We start from the raw sequence: 18,120 nt of genomic DNA on the forward strand, positions 1-18,120 counted from the left end.
CGGACGCCTTGGTCGAAAGGCGGGCACGAGTCGCTATCCCGATGGACGGAAGAGGGGTGGATCGGAGACAGGAAGCAACAGTCCCACCGGCTCGAGCGCCAGAGGGGTGCCGCTTCAGTACATCGATGGGACCGTGGTGTGCGACTCGTAAGGCAGTGTGGCGTCTAGCGCGCGCGTTTGGCGGGTTTGCGTGGCACCTTGGCGCCCTTTTCACGCGCTTCGGACAGGCCAATCGCGATGGCCTGCTTTCGGCTTGTGACCTTTTGTCCGCTCCCGCTCTTGAGCGTGCCACGTTTTCGACGCCTCATCGCGCTCGCCACGGTCCTGGAGGCGGCCTTTCCGTAGCGGCGCGTGCTGGACGTGGATGCCCGCTTGCTCTTCTTGCGCGTGGCCATGCGTCCCTCCCGGTCGGGTTCATGAATGCATGACGTTGGCGGGCGACAGGAGTTCGCGCATCGGCCGTGAGAGATAGACCAATCCTGACCATGGCGCCTAGCCTTCGCGTGCGGGGCGGGGACCGGTCGTGAGGGGGCACTCACAACGATCCTGCGGGAGGATGGTGGGAGGTCGTGGAAGACACCTATGCTGAGTTTGTGCCGACCGCGCGGTGCCCGAGCCTCGTGGTCGACGACTCCAGGCCGGCGCTGGGCGCCGGCGACCCTTTGGGAGATGGCCTGTCATCCGCACCCCATCAGGAGGACCGAACGATGTTGATGACCTTTGCGATGATACTGCTGGTGCTCTGGGTACTTGGCCTGGTCTCGTCGTACACGATTGGAGGGTTCATTCACGTCCTGCTGATCGTGGCGATCGTCCTGTTCCTCGTGCGCGTGATCCAGGGGCGTCGTCCGGTGCTGTAGTGCCTGACGAGTGACGGGCTCGGTCCCATGCGTGCTTCCAGACCAAGGAGGGCAGTGATGCTGGATTCCAGCAAGTACGACGTCGACCGTGACGGAGCGGTCGATGACGAATCGGAGCTGACGCGGCGTGAGCGCCTGGCGAACGGACTCGCGCGCGCGGCCTCACGCCTGCGGGATCGATCCGACCGCATGGATGGGCGCGCCGCCGACCTCGCTGAGCGTGCGGGCAACGCGCTCGACTCGGCGGAGGACTTGGTGCGCGACTTCGACACGGACGACATCATCGACAGCGTGATGCGCTATGCCCGGCGCAGGCCGGGAGCGGTGCTCCTCACGGGAGTGGCCGTCGGCTTCCTGGCGGCGCATTCGCTGCGGCGACGCGCGAACTGAGCGCGCTCAGACACACCGAGAAGAGGAGCCAATCGTATGAAGCGATCGCGCCCGAATGTCGTGGTCACGTTGGAGCGTCGCTCCCGGCGTCTACGCAAGCACTACCGTCGGCATCCTGCCATATACATCGGGGCAGCGATGTTCAGCGGGCTGCTGCTGGAGTTCGCCACGCGCGCGGCGATGGAGCGACTAGGCCGCGCGTAACGAAGCGCACTGCTCGTGCGCTCGCGTTGCCGCGTTACGGCGCCCCAGCGTGCCTCAGTCGGCACGCTCGGGCGTCGTACGCCATTGGCGCCGCGATGCGTCCTGCTCCTCCGGTCCCGCCGCGGGCCAGCGCGTGAGTGTGGGCACTTCCCACGGTGTGCGAACCGCCGCCTCGTACCATTCCGTGCCGCGGCGCGCACTCCCACCGCCGTCGCGCGGCGAAAGGGGCTCATCCAATCGCATGTGACCTCCGTGGTACTCGCGGCGCGCCATGCGCCGGCAGGGAGAATGTAGGGGCGCACACCGTCGTGGCATCGCCCGCAGGGAAGGGTGTCGCATCGTCCGCAGGTGGTACGGCTGCGGCATGGTCAGGCCTGCCAGGGCAATCGGCCCGAAGGACGAGAGAGGTATCGGCCTAACGGTGGCTGGTTTCGATGCGATGCGCACTTCTATGTTGCATCCCCCTACCGACTCGCTGCGAGCTGCCCCGATCGGGCGGCCTCGGCGACACCGACACCAGGCGGACAGTCCGATGAACCCAGGCGCTTCTTCCAGGATGCCGACGCAACCCGACCTGATCTGTTTCTCGCACCTTCGCTGGCGGTGGGTCTATCAGCGTCCGCAACACCTCATGACGCGCGCCGCGCGCGACCGGCGCGTCTTTGTGGTGGAAGAGCCGGTACGGTGCGCTGGCCCGGCCACGATGCAGCGCGAAATGGTGCACAACGGCGTGACCGTGGTGCGACCCCACATTCCGTTCGAGGCGGGACTCGCCGACCTCGTACACGTCCAGCGTCTCCTCCTCGATGTCTGGTGCAACGAGGACGCGGTGGATCCCGGCACCTTGTGGTACTACACGCCGCAGGCGCTTCCATTCTCGTCGCACCTGCGCGCCAAGCTCACCGTGTACGACTGCATGGATGAGCTCACCGCCTTTGCCGGGGCACGGCCGGAACTCAAGCTCCTCGAGCGCCAGCTCCTGGCTCGCGCCGACGTGGTCTTCACCGGAGGCTACAGCCTCTGGGAGGCCAAGCGCTCCCTGCATCACAACGTGCACGCGATGCCCAGCAGCGTCGACGCCGAGCATTTCCGCGCTGCGCGCACGCTCACCAGCGAACCAGCGGACCAGCGCGACATCCCGCACCCGCGCATCGGCTACTGCGGTGTCATCGACGAACGCCTCGACCTCTCACTGATCGCCGAGATGGCCGAGTCGCGTCCCGAGTGGCATTTCGTCTTTGTCGGTCCCGTGACCAAGATCTCGGTGCTCTCACTTCCCAAGGGGGCCAACCTCCACTACCTCGGCGCGCGCGACTACTCGGAGCTGCCGGCGTACCTCGCGGCGTGGGATGTGGCGATGCTCCCGTTCGCGCGCAACGAGGCCACGCGATTCATCAGCCCGACCAAGACGCCCGAGTACCTCGCCGCAGGGCGTCACGTGGTCTCCACGCCAATCTGCGACGTGGTGCGCACGTGGGGCGCGCGCGGCATGGTGCGCATCGCCGAGACGCCCGACGCGTTCGTGGACGCGATCGCACGCGCGCTGCGCGACGCCGACCCCAACCGGCTGGCGCGCGTGGATCGCGAGCTGGCGGACGACACGTGGGATCACACATGGCGCAGGATGCAGGATGCCATGGCCAACGCAGCGCTGAGGGTCGCGTGATGCGTCGCGGGGCGATGTTCGACTACATGATCGTTGGGGCCGGCTTTGCCGGGAGCGTCGTGGCCGAACGCATGGCGCGCTGCTTCGACAAGCGCGTGCTCGTGGTCGAGAAGCGGCAACACATCGGCGGCAATGCCTTCGATCACTACAACGAGCACGGCATCCTGGTTCACAAGTACGGACCGCACATCTTCCACACCAACTCGCGCCAGGTCTTCGACTACCTGTCGCAGTTCACCGAGTGGCGTCCGTACCAGCATCGGGTGCGCGCCTGCGTCGACGGGCAGCTCGTCCCCATGCCGATCAATCTCGACACGGTCAACCAGTTGTACGGGACAAACTTCACGTCGCAGGAGCTGGAACAATACTTCGCCTCGGTGGCCGAGGTGGTCCCGCGCGTGCTCACGTCGGAAGACGTAATCGTCTCCAAGGTGGGGCGCGCGCTGTACGAGAAGTTCTTCCGTCACTACACGCGGAAGCAGTGGGGGCTCGATCCTTCGGAGCTGGATGCCGCGGTCACGGCGCGCGTCCCCGTGCGCACCAACCGCGACGCCCGGTACTTCACCGACACCTACCAGGTCATGCCGCGGCACGGCTACACGCGGCTGTTCGAGCGCATGCTGGACCATCCCAACATCAGCGTCCTGCTCAACACCGACTACCAGGATGTGGAAGGGGTGATGCCCTACAAGGAGATGATCTACACGGGGCCGGTGGACGCGTACTTCGACCACCGGTATGGCCCGCTCCCCTACCGGTCGATCGACTTCCGTTTCGAGACGCACGCGGAGCGTCAGGTGCAACCCGTCGCGGTCGTCAACTGGCCCAATGAGCAACCGTGGACGCGCGTTACCGAGTTCAAGCACCTGACGGGGCAGGTACACGACGCCACGACGCTCGTCTACGAATATCCCACCGACGCCGGCGACCCATGCTACCCGGTGCCGCGTCCGGACAACGCCGCGCTGTACGAACGCTATCGTGCGCTCGCCGACGCCACGGCGGGGGTGCACTTCACCGGCCGCCTGGCCACGTATCGCTACTATAATATGGACCAGGTGGTGGCCCAGTCGCTGGCGCTGTGCGCACGCATCGGCGGCGTACGCCGAAGCGAGTTGGTGGCGCTCTCATGACGCGCCCCGCCCTCTGGGGCGGCATCGAGTGCACGGTCAATCGCGTGGGCGGGGAGTGGTTCGACCAGGTGCGGCGAAGCGGCCACGATGCGCGCGTGAGCGACATCGATCGCTTCGCCGACCTGGGAATCTCGGCCATGCGATACCCGATGCTCTGGGAGCGCATGATGGCCGATTCCTCCCGACCGCGCTGGGAGCGCGTCGAGCCGTTCGTCGAGCGCCTCCTCCAGCGTGGCGTGGCGCCCATTGCCGGTCTCGTGCACCATGGAAGCGGGCCCGCGTGGGCGCCGATCTCCGACGCCGCCTTCGCCGAGCGACTTGCCGACTACGCGTCCGCTGCAGCCAAGCGCTTTGGCGCGATTCGCGACTGGACGCCGGTGAACGAGCCGCTGACGACGGCGCGCTTCTGCGGGCTGTACGGGCACTGGTATCCCCATGGGCGCAACGATGCGACCTTCGTGCGCATCCTGCTCAACGAGTGCCGGGCGATCGTCCTTTCCATGCAGGCCATTCGCGCCGCCACGCCGGGGGCTCGCCTCATCCAGACTGATGACGCCGGGACCATCACCGCCACGCCAGCGCTGGCCCAGCAGGCTGAGTTCGAGAACCTGCGCCGCGACCTGGCGCTCGACCTCCTGTGCGGGCGCGTCGATGCAGCGCATCCGCTGGCGAACTACCTCCTCCAGCATGGTGCGCGGGAGCGTGAGCTGTCGTGGTTCCTCGAGCATCCGACGCCGCCCGACGTGATCGGCATCGACTACTACGCCACGAGCGATCGCTGGCTCGACGACCGCATCTCGCAGTATCCGGCCGATGTACTGGGCGGGAATGGCAGGACGAGGTACGCCGATGTCGCCGCCACGCGCCACGACACGGAGTGGCGGCCGGGCTTTCGCCGCGCGCTCGACCGTTGGCACGCCAAGTACCACCGCCCGGTGGCGCTCACCGAGGTGCACCTGGGGTGCACGCGCGAGGAGCAGCTTCGCTGGTTGCACGAGGCGTGGAGCGGGGCCTGCGCCGCCCGCGAGGCGGGGACGCCGGTCGAGGCGGTCACGCCATGGGCGCTGCTGGGGACGCACGACTGGAACCGCCTGGTGACCAGCGCGGCGGGGCACTACGAAAGTGGCGCCTTCGACATCCGATCGCCCAAACCACGCGCAACAGCACTCGCCGGCGCCATACGCGAACTCTCCATGCTGGGACACATCTCGCATCCCGTGGCGGCGCAGAGTGGATGGTGGCAGGGAGCGCGCGCACCCGCGGTGGCGCAGCGCGCCCCCGCCCGCTCGCGATTGCTCATCCTTGGAGCCGGCGGTACGCTGGGTGCGGCGTTCGTGCGGATGTGCCGTGCGCGAGGGTTGCCGCACCTCGCGCTGACTCGCGAACAGGTGGACGTGGTCGATGCCATGCAGGTGCGCCGGGCCGTTGCCGCCTGTCGCCCGTGGGGCGTGATCAACGCCACCGGCTACGTGCACGTGGACCAGGCCGAGGTGGAGCGCGAACGTTGCATGGCCGTCAACACCGCCGGCACCCGCCACCTGGGAGATGCGTGCCGGCGAACCGGTGCGCGCCTGCTCACCTTCTCCAGCGATCTCGTCTTCGACGGGGCGGTGACCCGCCCGTACGACGAGGACGACGCGCCCAATCCACTCAACGTCTACGGTGCCAGCAAGTTTGCCGGCGAGCGTGAACTCCGTGAGCTCGGGTCTGACGCGCTGGTGGTCCGCACCAGCGCCTTCTTCGGCCCGTGGGACTCGGCAAACTACGTCGTGCAGGCCATGCGCGCCTTTACCCTTGGCGCGCCCTTTCTCGCGCCACAGGCGACCATCTCACCCACCTACGTCCCCGCGCTCGTCGATGCCGCCCTCGACCTCCTCATTGACGGAGAGAGCGGGATCTGGCACCTGTCCAGCCACGAAGCGGTCACCTGGGGCGAGCTGGCCCGGCGCGTCGCCATGGTCGCGGGCTTCGACGCGGCACTGGTCGAGGAGTGCGAGGGGCGCACGGCCGGCTGGGTCGCCGCGCGCCCCAGCTACAGCGCGCTCGGCTCGCGGCGCGCCTGGATCATGCCGTCGCTCGAACGGTCACTCGAGTCGTTCATGGATTCCTACCGCCGAGACGCCGCGCCTACACGCGCACCTTGAGTCGCGCGTCACCGCTGGTGATCTCGAACAGTTCCCCGTGCGGGACCATCGTGAGCTGGCCAAACTCCCGCAGCAGTGCACGATAGGCAAGGGCCACCGCGCGAGGTTGCCGGTCCATGGTGAACAACCCGCACTCGTTCACCTTGCCGCGCTTCTCGGAGAGCGCGATGTCCCAGTCCACCTGGTCAATGAGGGAGTACCAGGTGAAGCCCAGGACCGGGACGCCTTCGCCACGCATGGCGAGAATGTTCGCCCACTGCTTCCACAGCCAGTTGGGCGCCAGGTGTGCATCGAGGAGGTTGGTCTCGGTGTGCATCAGCGGGCGATGGTAGCGCTGATGGTAGACCTTGGCCATCTGGTACCACCCAAAGACGTCCTCGGCAAAGAGCATTGTCCCGTCGGGAAGGAGCATGCGCTCGTTGCGTCCGTAGTAGTCGATGCCGAGTACCTGGAAGCCCGGCGACTCGCCCGCCATGAACCATGCGTACTCGTCCCGCGACATCCCGTTGTCCAGCAGGTAGCACAGCACCTCGGCGTCGGGCGCGTGCCCGTACAGGAGGTCCAACGCGAGAAAGCCGAGCTTGTTGCGCAGCGTGAGCTCGTCGGAAGGGATGGCGCGCAGGTCATGCGTGTGCTCGGCGCTCTCGCTCTGGACAATGACGCAGTTGCGACGCACGCCGAGCAGCCGGTGGCTGGCGAGAATGCTCGCCGCCGCGAGATGCTTCATCGCCGTCACGAAGCCCTGGTCCGTGCGCAACTGCTCGTTCCAGATCCCATCGAAGGCACTCAGTCGAGCCGTGACGTACATCTCGTTGACGGGTGTGAAGAAGCGTACCCATGGGTAACGTCGTGCGACCGTCTCGGCGTAGTCGGCGAAGTGCATGGGGAGTTCCGGATTCTGGTAGTTGCCGAGCCAGTCCGGCACGCCGAAGTGCATGAGGTCGAGGATCGGCGTTAGGCCGAGCCGCTCGATCTCCGCCATGGCCTCATCGCAGAAGTCCCAATCGTACTGCGAGGGGGCGCGGTGCACGCGGTAGTAGGGAAGGCCGTACCTGATGTACCGCAGCCCCAGCTCGGCCACCAGCGCCAGGTCCTCGCGCCAGTGTCGGTAGTGTCCGCATTCCTCGAGCTGGTCACGTCGAATGCTCCCGGCACCGATGGTCGGGTAGGAGCACTCGATGCCAGTCGCGAACATGAAGTTGCGATTGGTGTCGATCGGGAGCCCTCGTCCGTCGGCGCCCGGTGCGCCAGAGTGCGAGGTGCCTTCGGCGTAGCGATCGCTGCCGTAGCGCTCCCTGAGGACTTGCAGGAAACCGTTTGTCACGCCATACGCCCCGCGTGCGAGCATTCTGGAATGCATCGTACGCGGGAGCGCACCGGGCGCGCGTCGCCCATAGGGAGTGGATCGACGTCGCTCCGTCGGTGGATGCGCCGCGGCGTGCGCGGCATCATCCTGAATGTTCTCACGACGAGACGGTAAGGCCGTCGCACACTGCGGTGCGAGATGGCGCTCTCATGCGCGCGAGGCGGGCTTCAGGCGCGCCGGTCGCTTGGCGATGACGTCGCCTCCCAGCGGGATTCGAAGTCGCGGATTGCCCGCTCGGCTTCGTCGCGGGTGTGGTTGTATCGCTTCTGCAGCAGTCCGGCAAGCTGTTCGCGGCGCCCATCGATGACGTCGACCTCATCGTCGGTGAGCCTTCCCCATTGTTCGCGGATTTTCCCCTTGAGCTGCAGCCAGTGGGCCCTGAAGTCGCCGTCATTCATGATCGTCCTCCAGTCTCGGGTGGGCGACGCGCGTGGCGAAGCTGATGACTGGAGAACAGTGCTGCACTGCGCGCCACGCCGCAGTTGCCCCGGTGGACGATTTTCAAGTGCCGCGCGAGGACGAGCGTGGGGCGTCGCGCATCGGAACGGCAACGACAAACGCCTGCGTGCCGCCTGCTCCGGCGGCGTCATTTGTCGGACGTACGCGCGCGAGGCCGGCGTCAGTGAAGGTGCGTTCGGCGAACGCAACCCACGGCGAGCTGTCGGGTGGGAGCGCGACCGCTGCGCCCTCCGCCGTGACGAGCCGGAGGGAGATGCGCAGTTGAGTTGGATGCTCCGGCGTGGGCCACTCGGCGTCGATCGTGACATGCGACGGGCGCGCAACGTCCGATTCGCGCACAGCGTGCAGGAGCGAGAGGAAGCCGAAGGTGATGGCCTCGGCGTGCGGCGCCGTTACCGCGACGTCGCTCGCGCGGCACTCCAGCGCGAAGCCGCTGCCGAGCGCTGCGCGCCCAAAGCGAGAGAGCAGGGCGAAGACCGTGGGGAGTGCGCCAACGCGCTCCGGCGCGGCGAACTCTGCGTCGTGCACGCCACGAACCGCGCGCAACTGCTGCCCAAGCGAACGCAGCTCCCTGGCAATCGCTGCCAGCGGGGCGCCCTGCTCCATTGGGAAAAGCTCACTGCGCAGCGCGAGTGCACTCGACAGTCCGCCCAGGTCGTGCGCGGCCGCTCCCAGCACGTTCCGCAGGAGCGTGGACTCGCAGTGGTTGGGATCGTGCTTCATCGACGGACTCATCGGGCGCGCGCGTCGCGTGACGAATGGGTGACGCCAAGCTACTGTTGCGTACGCGTTGCCAACAGCAATATGTGCGTGGTGCGATGCCGTGCTGTCGATCACGGCAGCAGGCAGGAGGATGGTGACATGGTCTGCCGTTCGTTGGACCGAACCCGAGAGCCAGGTCAATACGAGGTGCGCCCATGACCGATACCGAGATTCGTGTGCTGTTGGTGGACGACCACACCGTGATGCGTGAGGGGCTCGCGGCGGTGCTGTCGGCACGAGGGCTCACCATCGTTGGCCAGGCCGGCGATGGCGCCACGGCGCTGGCGCTCTTTGATGAAGTGCGTCCCGACGTGTCGGTCGTCGACCTGCGCATGTCCCCCATGGATGGCGCGCAGCTCACGCAGGCCATGCGTGAGCGTGATCCGAACGCACGCGTGATCCTCCTCACGACGTACGACACCGACGAGGAGGTCTTTCGTGGGCTGCGCGCCGGTGCGGCGTCGTACCTGCTCAAGCACGTGGACGCGTCGACACTGGTGGAGACCATTCGCATCGTCCAGAGCGGGCGCCGCTCCATCGCCCCCGCCATTGCCGCGAAGCTCGCCGAGCATGTGGCGTCGGACGCACTCACGCCGCGACAGGCCGAGGTGCTGCGTTGCCTGGCCGAGGGGAAGTCGAACCTCGAGATCGGGAACACGCTGTTCATCAGCGGTGGCACCGTGAAGGCGCATGTGAAGGCGATCCTGGAGAAGCTCGATGCGCGCGATCGCACGCAGGCCATCGCGATCGCGATGAAACGCGGGCTCGTGCGCTCGAGCTAGCTGGACGCGGGCGATGCGCGTGTGATCGGCGACACGCCGGGGCTGGGTGTGCCGTCTGGCCGCGAGGGATAGGGCCCACTCGTCCCTCGCGACAGCAGATCCCTACCGATCCGGAGCGAGATGGAGACGCACCCCGCGGCGAATGGCGGCCGGAGGCGGACGCTGGCAGGTTGAGCGACACACGACGGGGCATCGCCTCGCCGTCCCCACCACTCCTGCCCACACAGGGACTGCTGCCATGATTCCATCAACCCGTGCACCACTGGCACTCGTGAGCGTGCTGCTTCTCGCGGCCTGCGGTCGCGACATGCAGACGGAGAAGGAGGTCACCACCAGGACCTCCGCCGGCGACGCTGCCACATCCATTTCCGGCGACTCGGCCGACACGCGCAACCAGGCACTGGTGCGCGTCGTGAACGCCGTGCCGAACGTCATCGGCCTCACCGTGCGTTCCGACGAGGCGCACACGCTCCCCTCGGTCGACTACAAGCGTGTCTCGTCGTACCAACCCATCGACCGCAACTGGGCCACGTTCCAGGTGTCCGGTTCGCCCAACGGTGCCTACGCGCCGATCGACGTCAATCGTGAGATGCTGACCGACGGGCATCGGTACACCATGGTCGTCATGCGCGAGTCCGAAGGTGGCGGCTTCTCGACGCGCATCTTCCGCGACGATATCGCCTCGGACTCGACGTCGGCCCACGTGCGGGTAATCCACGCCGCCAAGGGCGCGGGCGAGCTCGACATCGTGGCCCCAGGCGGCGAGACCATCTTCGACGACGTGGACTACACGTCCGAAGCCGGCTTCAAGTCGATGGCGCCATGGAAGGGGGCGCTGCAGGTGCGCGACGGCGACGGCAAGAGCACTCTGCTCACGCTTCCTTCGCTCGACCTCATGGCCGGCGGCTCGTACACGATCGTGATCACCCGTGATGCCGGCGGGAAGCTGGCTTCCTTCTGGTTCGAGGATCGCCAGCAGGCGTAGGCAAAACGCGCGGACGGCGCACACGGGACATTGGTCGCGTGTGTCGCCGTCGGCGGCGCGTGGTGAGGGGCCGATCAGTCGTCGAGCTCGATCACGGCTTCGCCCCCGCGCACCCGATGCAGTGCGCCGATTAGTCGATCGGACGTGACCCCCTTCGAGATGAAGCCCCACGCCCCCCGGCTCATGTATCGGGAGATGAGCGCACCCTGCGGGTATCCGGTGAGCACCACGACGCGGCTGTCCGACTCCAGCGCCACGATGCGCTCGAGGAGGACCAACGCGTCTATGCCACCGGGGAGGTCCACATCCAGGAGCACGATCGCCGGCCGGTGGGCCGCCACGAGTGTCACCGCGTCGGCAAGGTCCTCCACCCGAATCAACTGGTCAAACCCCGGCTCCAGCGCCAACCGTCGCTCGAGCGCGTCCACCAGGAGCACGTTGTCGTCGATGCAGAGGACGCTGAAGCGGTCCAGGGGGAGCGAGTCGTTAGGCGGCGCCGCGTGGGGCATGGCGTCAGTTGACCAGGTCGGCCAGCGTCGAGAGCTGCGACATCGCGACCCACACCACGCCGCCCTCCGAGGCCGCCTCGGGCGTGGGGGCCGTCCCCAGTGCGATGATGCGCGGCTGTCGATGGCGCCGTTTCCGCAAGTCGTCGAGGACGCGCGCCACGCCCTCGCCATCGCAGATGATCGTACTCGGCGCACGAGGCTTCCGGCGCCGTCCCTCCACCGCCTCGGGTGTCCCCTCCCAGAGACGCACGCCGCGCTGCGCGAGGTGCAGACGCACCACAGTGCGATGCCGCGGATCGGCGAGCAGGAGCTGGACCCGCTCTTCTTTCGTCACTCCGCGTGTGCGCGTGGTCTGTGCATCGGATGCCGTTCCCCGTTTGTGTACCGGCAGGAGGAGATGAAACGTCGCTCCGGGTTCTGCGTCGGCCACCGCCAGGCGCAGGTCGCCCCCGTAGCGTCGCAGCAGTGACCGCCCGGTGGAGAGCCCCATCCCCGTCGCATACTCGCGCGGGCGGGTGGTAAAGAAGGGCTCGAAGCATCGAAGCCGCACCTCCTCCTCCATCCCGATGCCATTGTCGGTGATCTCGAGGCGCACCGTGTCCTCGTCGAGGCGCATCGCACGCACCCAGACCGCGGGTGCGTCGATCCCGCTGAGTGCGCGGCGTGCGTTCATCACCAGGCTCATCACCAGTTGTGCCACAACGCCCGGCGGGACGGCAATCGACGGCAACCCGTCCGAGAACTCGGCAACGACGCGCGTCTCCGCCGTCAGGGCGTCGGCCACGAGCGGCGCCACGTCCGGCCACCATGCGGCAAGCGTGAAATGCTGCAGCTCGTCCGCCTGGTCGAACGGATCGGATCCCAGCAGCCTGAGCCCGGCGGCCAGGCGTTGCAGCTGCAGCACGCTGGAGCGGATGCTCGCCACGTCGCGCCGAGCCGCGTCCGGAAGGTCGGGCGACGAGGCGAGCACGTCCAGGCGCAGCATCACTGGCATCAGGACGTTGCGCAGGTCATGGCCCAACCCTGCCGCCAGAGTGCCGACCATGGCGACACGCTGCACGCGCTGCTGCTGCCGATCACCAGTCGTCCCAGTTCCTTCGTCGCGTTCCGGCGAGATCAGCATCCGGTCGTCTCCCTGTGCGCACGCCGCTCATGGGCGTCACCTGCCATGCGGAACATGGCCGCTGAGCTCGCACATCGTGGTGGTGATGTCGTGACGCGCACGATTGGTGCCGCAACGACGGCCCTTCCCATATGCGTAACACACTCGTACGGTTCTTCCGTGAAGTGGAAAGCGCCCGTTCGCGGCTCCACACCGGCACGAGTTGCCCCGTGACCTCTCCTTCGCCGACGCGCAGCGTGCGACCACCCAACCTCGCCGATGCCGTGATCGACGTCGCCGATGCCATCCCCGGTTTGCTGTGGGTGACGACGGCGGCCGGCGCGCCAAGCTACTTCAACGCAGCGTGTCGTCAGTTCACGGGGCTGAGCGCGCGGCAGTTCGCCGAGGCGGGATGGACGGCCCTGGTGCATCCCGACGATGTCGCGCGTCTCGATGACGGCTGGCGCCGCGCCACCATGGTACCGCTCGCCTTTGCAGTGGACGTCCGCTGTCGCCGGCACGACGGCGCCTACCGCTGGTGTGAGAAGCGCGCCCAGCCTGTCACCGATGCGCGCGGAACGCTGACGCACTGGGTTGGGATGCTCACCGACGTTCACGAGAAGAAGGTGCACGAAGCGGAGCTGCACCGGGTGGTGCGCCACCGTGACGAGTCGCTCGGCACGCTGGCCCACGACCTCCGCAACCCGCTTCAGGCGCTGCATCACGCGCAGAGTCTCGTGCGCTCGGAGCGCACACCGAATGACGTCCGCCTGCGCATGCTCGATTTGATGGAGCGGCAGATCCAGCTCCTGACGCGCATTACCGACGGCTTCCTCGACGTCAACACGATGCGCTGGGACAGCGTCGTCCTCATCCCGTCGAACGTCTCGCTTGCCGCGCTGATCCAGGAGACGGTGGATTCGGTGCGGTCTATCGTACAGCAACGCGCGCAGGAGCTGTCTGTCGAGGTCGTAGAACCGGAGAGCCTGCTCACGGTCGATGCCGGCCGCATTGCGCAGGCGCTGGCCAACGTCCTCGAGATCGCGGCGACGCACAGTGACGACGGCGGGCACATCGCGCTGAGGGCACACGTCGAGAGTGGCATGGCGGTCTTCACCGTGACCGATTGCGGTCGTGGCATCGAGGCGGAGAGATTGGCGGAGATCGTCGAAGGGCTGGCGCGCTCGCCACGCGAGGTGGGCGCGACGAGCGAGGGGCTTGGGGCGGCGTTGACCGTGAGCCGCAACCTCGTGCATCTCCATGGCGGGACGATCGGGGCACACAGCGACGGTGCGGGGCGCGGGAGTTGCTTCGTCATCCGCGTGCCGCTCGTGATGGCGCCGCGGTCGTGATGAACGCGCGCCCCCCGTCAGGAGAATCAATGCCGTCAGCTGCATCACCGCTGCGGATCCTGGTCGTGGACGACGACCGCGACCTCATGGAGAGCCTGGTGGCCGTGGTGGGCATGCTCGGGCACCAAGGCCACGGCGTGACCAGCGGCCTGGCGGCGCTGGCCCACTTGGCCGACGCCCCGTGCGACCTGGTGTTCATGGACGTCACCATGCCCGGGCTCGACGGATTCGAGACCGCACGCCGACTGCGCCGCGAACCGTGGGGGGCGCACACCGTGCTGGTGGCCATGACGGGTTGGGAGTTGTCGACGCAAAGGGTACCTGCGCTCGAGGCGGGCTTCGATTGGGTGTACGAAAAGCCGATCGATGTCGGTGTCATCCGTACCGTGCTCGAACAGTTCCGATCGGTTTGAGCAGGATGGAGAGGCGGGGAGACGAACGAGCGAAACGTGCCGCTACGCACGATTTCTCGGTGCGACGCGTCAGGCTCTGTCGCCATCCTACGGGTGAATCCCTCCTGCCGCCATTCCTCCGCTGATGTGTATTGCAGCCCGCCGCTAGTCATGCGGCGGTATGACCCGTGAGAGGTAGATCGCCCTCTCCCGGATGGACAGGAGCCCTTGCGAAGCCACCGGCGCCGAGGGGCGAGCGGTGCCGGCGGCGCTATCGATCGGCGCGAAAGAGCCGTTCGTCACGATCGGGGTGCCCCGCGAGGCGGGCGCGGAGGAGGGCGGCGGCTATCGCGCTGTAGGTCATCCCGTTCCCGCCGAACCCTGCGACCACGAAGGCGCCGGCAAGGTCGGGAATTCGATCGATGATCGGGAGGCTGTTTACCGACGCGCCGAACGCGCCGCCCCAGCGATGGGTGACCTCCAGCCGAAGGCCGGGCAGGAGCTGCTCGACCTTGCGCGCCACGCGCTGCGTCTGCGTGCGCAACACGCCATGCTGGGCAAGGGCGCGTGTCGCCGGGAGGTCCTCGCCCCCCGCCAGCAGCGCCCCGCCGTCTGCGGTGCGGAGGTAGAGGTACGGCGTGGATGCCTCCCATACCGTCGTGCGGGAGAGCCAGGCAGGCAGAGCGGCATTTGGTCGCGCAGCCAGCGCCCAGGTCGACAGGATGCGATGGCCGCTCTGCGGAAGGGCGCACGGCAGTTCGTAGCCGGTGCAGAACACCACCGTGGGGGCGCGGAAGGTGGCGTCCGGCTCAACCGAGACCGTCAGTGTCCGGCGTCGACGCCCGCGCGAGCTGACGGCGATGTCGACAACGTCGGCCGGGGCGTGTACGCGGGCGCCACGCGCGATGGCGCGGCGCAGGAGCGCGGCCGCGAGCTGCAATGGGTTGGCGACCGCCGCGTGCGGACTGAGAATTGCCCCGGTCCGGTCCACGCCAAACCGCCGCATCAGCGCGTCATGCGGGAGGAACTCCGCCGGAATCCCCGCCTCCTGGCGCGCCGCGGCCTCACGGCGCAATGCACGGTGGCCGAACGCGTCGCCCGCGAGGTACAGCGACTGGCGCAGGCCCAGGCCGCAGCGTATCCGCTCGTCGCGCGCGAGTCGCGCGATGGCGCGCGTGGCCCGATACGAGCGCTGCCATGCCCGGCGCGCTGCCGCCATCCCCAACCGGTCGGCGAGCGCGGTGAGCGGCAGGTCGAGTTCGTATTGCAGGAGGGCGGTGCTGGCCGCGGTGCTCCCGCGAATGGGGAACCGTCGGTCCACGATGCGCACGTCGTGTCCGTCTCGCGCCAGGGTCAGCGCCATCATCGCTCCGGAGATGCCAGCACCCACGACGACGACATCGCACGTGGTATCGCGCGGCATTGCCGAGACGGGGAAATGCGTCCCCCACGAGCCTTCCCAGAATGACCTACCCAGACGCAGCCGACGTCGCTCGGTCGTCGTCATCCGGTAGCGGGGCGCACGGGCGATTCCTGCGACCCGCGCAGCCCTAGCGCCGCGAAGCGGCAAACGGGCCGAGCCTTTCGAGCTCGGCGCCGCGTCGTGTGCGCGCCTGCTCCCGTGCGCGTCGGCAGGGGGCGCGTCGCTCCAGTTGCTGGATCCACATCTGCGGCACTACGGCGGTCGTCGACCCCAGCACGAGGAGGAGATCGGCCACCCAGGGGCAGTGCGTGGTGGTGGCGCGTTCCTCGCAAACGGCCGGGCATCCCGAGGTCAGGGGGAGTGCGGCATCAACGGCGGGCAATGAGCAGGGCGGTGCCATGCGCCATCTCGCGTGACGAAGGTGGAAGCCATCTCACCGAAGGGGTAGCAGTATGCGATGACTTCATGCGATGCACCATTGCCCATCGGGAGTAGGCCAACGCCGAACTGCGGGCGCAGCCCCGCTCCCGGCGCGTTAGCGTATGCGCACGACGGTACCGACCGAAACATGGTCATACAGCCACTGCAGGTCGCGCGCCAACAAGCGAATGCAGCCATGCGTACGCTGCGACTGCAGGGTGGCGTCGTCAACCGTCCCGTGCAGCATGATGCCGTCCCCCAGATCCAGGGCGAACGCACCGAGCATCCCCGACACTTCGCGGTTGCGCGAGGCAAGGGGCGGAATGAACAGCGTGGCGTCGAAGACGATGTGCTCGTCGACCGGGAGGGGGGCGAACGTCTCCGTCGTCGAGGGCGACGAATCACCTTCGGTGGGAACGGAATCGTCGTCGCGCCAGGCGAGCCCCACGAGTGAGTCGCGCACGACGAGTCGGCGTCCATCCTCGAGCACGATGCCGCCGGCAGGAATGGCGCGGAGGCGCAGCCTGTGCGCGAGCGCCACCTCGGCGTAGTGCCAGTCCGGTGGGCGCCAGACCGGGTTCGCGCGCTTGCGCAGGATCCGGTGCCGCCCGCGCGGCGTCGAGAAGTGCCACACGCTCGCCTCGAATCGTACCACCGAATCGGCGCCTATCGCGACCGGCGCCGTATAGAGTGTGTCCGGTCCGGACAGGACGTGCAGCTCACGGCGCACCAGGGAGACGTCGATGAGCGTGTCGCCTTGCTGCGGAATGGTGGGGAACCACGCCTGGTGCGCGGGGCGTGACGCCGGAGGCACTCGCCTGGTAGGCGAGTGCTGTGCCGGCAGCCACACCGCCGCGCCCATGCCGACGATCAACCCGACCAGTGCCGGGATGACTCGGGCGTGCATGGATCAGCGAAAGGTGAGGCCGAGCGTGAACGGGATCCAGCGCACGTCGCGATCGCGACTCCCGAGGAACGACTCCAGTGCGCCGTCACGATCGCGCCCCGTGCGGACGCTCACCACCCGCGACTCCGCGAAGATGCCCAGCGGCCCGAAGGTGAACTCCAGCCCGCCCCCCGCCTGCATCCCCCACTTGGTCCGCGTCGTCTCCGTCGTGCTCGTTTGGGCATTGAGGACGTCGTCCCCCAGAACCCCGCCTAACGACGAGCGCGTCCCGAGGTTGGTGAAGTGGAACACGCCGCCGCCGCCCAGCCCGTACAGTTGCAGCGACCGACCGGACACGAGCGGCACGTGCGCGGTGAGATTGAGCACGGCCGACCAGACGCGCGGCTTGGGATTGTCGAGCGTCAGCGTACCGCCGCCGGGGAGCGTCCCGGTAAAGCTCCCGTTCCCGAACTGCGTGTATCCGAGGTCGAGGCGTGCACCGAGCAGCGCCTTGCGAGCGTGCACCCCGATGGGAACCGTCACCCCCACGCCGTCATCGTATCCCAGCGCCTCCAGCCTCGCGCGTGGAACGGCGCTCGATCCCGCGATGCCGATGTACCAGGGCGAGCCATTGAACAGGTAACGTTGTCGCATGCGTTGCTGCTCCCGCTCGGCAGCGAGACGCGCCGAGTCGGCGGCTGCAATCGAGTCCTGCACGCGCTGCTGTGCCCGCATCAGCGAGTCGTTGCGTGCGCGCTCGACCGCCTGCAGCGAGTCGCGGCGCATGGAGTCGATGCGCGCCACGGAGTCTGCCATGCGTTGGCGTTCGAGGCGCAACGAATCGTCCCGCATGCGCTCAAGGCGGGCGAGCGAGTCCGCACGCGCCGCTGAATCCGGTTGCGATCTGTAATCCACCTCACCCGACGACTCCTTCCGGATCGGAATGCGCTGCTGCGAGCGCGGTGCGGGATCGAAGACCCGCTGCGCCGACGGCGCCGGCGTGCCATCTCGGCGCAGCGGATCGGTGGTGCGTGCACTGTCGCGCATCCGCAGCGAATCACGCACGCGCAAGGAATCGCGCACGCGCAGCGAGTCGCGAAGGCGTAGTGAACCGCGAAGGCGCAGCGAATCGCGTACGCGCAGCGAGTCGCGGGTCCGTGTGGTGTCCTGTGCGGACGCCGGGAGCACGAGCGTCGTTACGCCGAGCGCCACTGCCGTGACGCCGAGCCAATGTGACATCGTCAGCATCCTCTCCCTCCTGCTGGCGGACCCTGGCGTGCCGCGA

The 18,120-nt window shown here is 67.8% G+C and carries 18 protein-coding genes; 9 read left to right on the forward strand and 9 right to left on the reverse strand.

Annotation, left to right across the window (positions count from 1 at the left end):
• Window positions 1-164: 164 nt before the first annotated feature.
• A complete protein-coding gene (locus IT359_01360) occupies window positions 165-395 on the reverse strand; it encodes a hypothetical protein (protein ID MCC6927611.1) in 231 nt (76 codons plus the stop codon).
• A 312-nt stretch (window positions 396-707) separates the two neighbouring features.
• On the opposite strand from IT359_01360, the gene IT359_01365 reads away from it, so the two are divergent.
• The 5 genes from IT359_01365 to IT359_01385 all read left to right on the forward strand — a co-directional run bounded on the left by IT359_01365 (window position 708) and on the right by IT359_01385 (window position 6,397).
• Window positions 708-860, forward strand: a complete 153-nt coding sequence (locus IT359_01365; protein MCC6927612.1) for a lmo0937 family membrane protein — start codon at window positions 708-710, stop codon at window positions 858-860.
• Between the two features lie 57 nt (window positions 861-917).
• Entirely contained in the window at window positions 918-1,250 is a 333-nt protein-coding gene (locus IT359_01370; protein MCC6927613.1) for a hypothetical protein, read from the forward strand.
• Window positions 1,251-2,010: 760 nt separating this feature from the next.
• Complete coding sequence (locus IT359_01375; protein MCC6927614.1) at window positions 2,011-3,120, forward strand: glycosyltransferase family 1 protein; 1,110 nt, start codon at window positions 2,011-2,013, stop codon at window positions 3,118-3,120.
• A complete protein-coding gene (glf, locus tag IT359_01380; GenBank protein ID MCC6927615.1) occupies window positions 3,117-4,253 on the forward strand; it encodes a UDP-galactopyranose mutase in 1,137 nt (378 codons plus the stop codon). The genes IT359_01375 and glf overlap by 4 nt, the downstream gene beginning before the upstream one ends.
• The gene (locus IT359_01385; GenBank protein ID MCC6927616.1) at window positions 4,250-6,397 is read left to right on the forward strand and encodes a sugar nucleotide-binding protein; all 2,148 of its coding nucleotides are present in this window, start codon (window positions 4,250-4,252) and stop codon (window positions 6,395-6,397) included. Before glf ends, IT359_01385 begins: the two co-directional genes overlap by 4 nt.
• Here IT359_01385 and IT359_01390 read toward each other — a convergent pair.
• The 3 genes from IT359_01390 to IT359_01400 form a co-directional block, all read right to left on the reverse strand.
• Window positions 6,381-7,745, reverse strand: a complete 1,365-nt coding sequence (locus IT359_01390; GenBank protein ID MCC6927617.1) for a family 1 glycosylhydrolase — start codon at window positions 7,743-7,745, stop codon at window positions 6,381-6,383. The genes IT359_01385 and IT359_01390 overlap by 17 nt on opposite strands.
• A 185-nt stretch (window positions 7,746-7,930) precedes the next feature.
• A complete protein-coding gene (locus IT359_01395; GenBank protein MCC6927618.1) occupies window positions 7,931-8,161 on the reverse strand; it encodes a CsbD family protein in 231 nt (76 codons plus the stop codon).
• Window positions 8,162-8,264: 103 nt separating this feature from the next.
• The gene (locus tag IT359_01400) at window positions 8,265-8,945 is read right to left on the reverse strand and encodes a hypothetical protein (protein MCC6927619.1); all 681 of its coding nucleotides are present in this window, start codon (window positions 8,943-8,945) and stop codon (window positions 8,265-8,267) included.
• 194 nt (window positions 8,946-9,139) lie between these two features.
• Between IT359_01400 and IT359_01405 the strand changes: the two genes are divergently transcribed.
• Together IT359_01405 and IT359_01410 are read left to right on the forward strand one after the other, a co-directional pair.
• Window positions 9,140-9,766, forward strand: coding sequence for a response regulator transcription factor (locus tag IT359_01405; protein ID MCC6927620.1), 627 nt, complete (start codon window positions 9,140-9,142; stop codon window positions 9,764-9,766).
• A 238-nt stretch (window positions 9,767-10,004) separates the two neighbouring features.
• Window positions 10,005-10,751, forward strand: coding sequence for a DUF4397 domain-containing protein (locus tag IT359_01410; protein ID MCC6927621.1), 747 nt, complete (start codon window positions 10,005-10,007; stop codon window positions 10,749-10,751).
• A 74-nt stretch (window positions 10,752-10,825) separates the two neighbouring features.
• On the opposite strand, the gene IT359_01415 is transcribed toward IT359_01410, so the two are convergent.
• The gene (locus IT359_01415; protein ID MCC6927622.1) at window positions 10,826-11,260 is read right to left on the reverse strand and encodes a response regulator transcription factor; all 435 of its coding nucleotides are present in this window, start codon (window positions 11,258-11,260) and stop codon (window positions 10,826-10,828) included.
• A 4-nt stretch (window positions 11,261-11,264) separates the two neighbouring features.
• Window positions 11,265-12,383: a HAMP domain-containing histidine kinase gene (locus tag IT359_01420; GenBank protein ID MCC6927623.1), complete on the reverse strand. Its 1,119-nt coding sequence runs from the start codon at window positions 12,381-12,383 to the stop codon at window positions 11,265-11,267.
• Between the two features lie 209 nt (window positions 12,384-12,592).
• On the opposite strand from IT359_01420, the gene IT359_01425 reads away from it, so the two are divergent.
• Window positions 12,593-13,714, forward strand: coding sequence for a PAS domain-containing sensor histidine kinase (locus IT359_01425; protein ID MCC6927624.1), 1,122 nt, complete (start codon window positions 12,593-12,595; stop codon window positions 13,712-13,714).
• Window positions 13,715-13,743: 29 nt separating this feature from the next.
• The gene (locus IT359_01430; protein MCC6927625.1) at window positions 13,744-14,127 is read left to right on the forward strand and encodes a response regulator; all 384 of its coding nucleotides are present in this window, start codon (window positions 13,744-13,746) and stop codon (window positions 14,125-14,127) included.
• Window positions 14,128-14,377: 250 nt separating this feature from the next.
• On the opposite strand, the gene IT359_01435 is transcribed toward IT359_01430, so the two are convergent.
• The 3 genes from IT359_01435 to IT359_01445 form a co-directional block, all read right to left on the reverse strand.
• Entirely contained in the window at window positions 14,378-15,529 is a 1,152-nt protein-coding gene (locus tag IT359_01435; GenBank protein ID MCC6927626.1) for an FAD-binding oxidoreductase, read from the reverse strand.
• Between the two features lie 535 nt (window positions 15,530-16,064).
• Entirely contained in the window at window positions 16,065-16,856 is a 792-nt protein-coding gene (locus IT359_01440; GenBank protein MCC6927627.1) for a L,D-transpeptidase, read from the reverse strand.
• A 3-nt stretch (window positions 16,857-16,859) separates the two neighbouring features.
• On the reverse strand, window positions 16,860-18,074 hold the full coding sequence (locus IT359_01445) for a hypothetical protein (GenBank protein MCC6927628.1): 1,215 nt from the start codon (window positions 18,072-18,074) through the stop codon (window positions 16,860-16,862).
• Window positions 18,075-18,120: the final 46 nt, after the last annotated feature.

Source organism: Gemmatimonadaceae bacterium, assembly GCA_020852815.1.
Classification (GTDB): domain Bacteria; phylum Gemmatimonadota; class Gemmatimonadetes; order Gemmatimonadales; family Gemmatimonadaceae; genus SCN-70-22.